Annotated in this window: 1 protein-coding gene; it reads right to left on the minus strand. The window is 46.8% G+C overall.

Going from position 1 to position 1,226, the window contains the following annotated elements; genetic code table 11:
• Window positions 1–127 precede the first annotated feature (127 nt).
• A partial coding sequence (locus tag VPH46_RS16285; protein ID WP_416612908.1) for a hypothetical protein occupies window positions 128–1,226 on the minus strand: 1,099 nt, incomplete at its 5' end.

Consider the following 1,226-nt stretch of genomic DNA (forward strand, 5'->3'; position numbering starts at 1 on the left):
TTATTAAACTCTCTACAGAGTTACTAACGTATGCCTCGCGATTGTAGTATACTGTTATGGCAACAACACGAGGCATTATGTTTTTAACCCTACTTAGAGATTAGTGAACTTTTAGCTTTGCGCAAAGCTAGTTACATAATGAACGCTTGTTGCATACCCCGTTTTGTGAAAAGTAGATACTCATATATCCTAAAGGAATTATTCCACTAAGATGTCGAGCCAAAGTACCTACTTCCGCAACAAACACCGGAAATGTACAAACCACCCCCAACAAAACAGCAGATTGCCCCCGCTCTCCGTAACGCATCGCCTTTGAAATTAGAACAGCAGAGCACACAATATATATTTGCATATATAGTTCCTGAACTCTGAAGTTCAGCAGGAATGGGATACAATAGAAAGGTATGGAAAAAAAGTAGTTGCCTAAGAAAGATACTGGATCATACCCATGGAAGTTCATTGGTATTAAACTTGCTGCATCAATAGATACATTGCGGTACACAAGATACCGTGCGTCTAGTATCCTATCCCGTACCTGGGGTATGAGAGATGCAGCTAAGAGCCCTAGGATAATCGCAGGGGCGTATAGCCTGGGCTTTTTTAAAGCGACCACTAACAAAGCGAATGCGAGCGATATCACATAATAGTTTCTGAAGAAGGCGGCCATAAAACCGAGTACGCCGATGATGTAAATCAGTCTATACTTGGGTTGCCGGAGTGCATTCATCACAAAGTAGGTTGAGATGATGAATAGCGTTACCACGCCTTCTTTAGAAACAAACTGAAGCTGAAAAATTGTTGGAAAAGAAAGAAACAGAATAGCAATCTTTTCGAGAGTAGATCCTTGGTACGATATTCGTGATATTACAAATACCAAGGCGATAGTTGGGACCAAGTTAGGCAGCTGTGGTATGCCAAGATAGGGGCCAAGCGCGGTCACGGCATAGTCGCCCAAAGAACTGGCGCCGAGCCGTCCCCCCGTTTCCACAGCCAGTTCCAGCATCTGCGCGTCTCGGCCCCACCGACCGATCGACAAGTCGGACAGCTGAATTGCGATGCACCCCATCAGGATGAAGGCGTAGTAGAGCCAGAAAGAGCCATCCACGGGCTTGCGGCGAAGCCGGGCGGGATCAAAAAGCGTGTCGAACATGGGCCGCCTGTACATACCGTTCCGGTGATTCACGATGCCGCTCGACGCGGACGATATTCCGGCTGACGCCGCGCGC

Origin of the sequence: Sphingomonas sp. MJ1 (PH-R8), from assembly GCF_048058635.1 — a bacterium.
Classification (GTDB): Bacteria; Pseudomonadota; Alphaproteobacteria; order Sphingomonadales; family Sphingomonadaceae; genus Sphingomonas.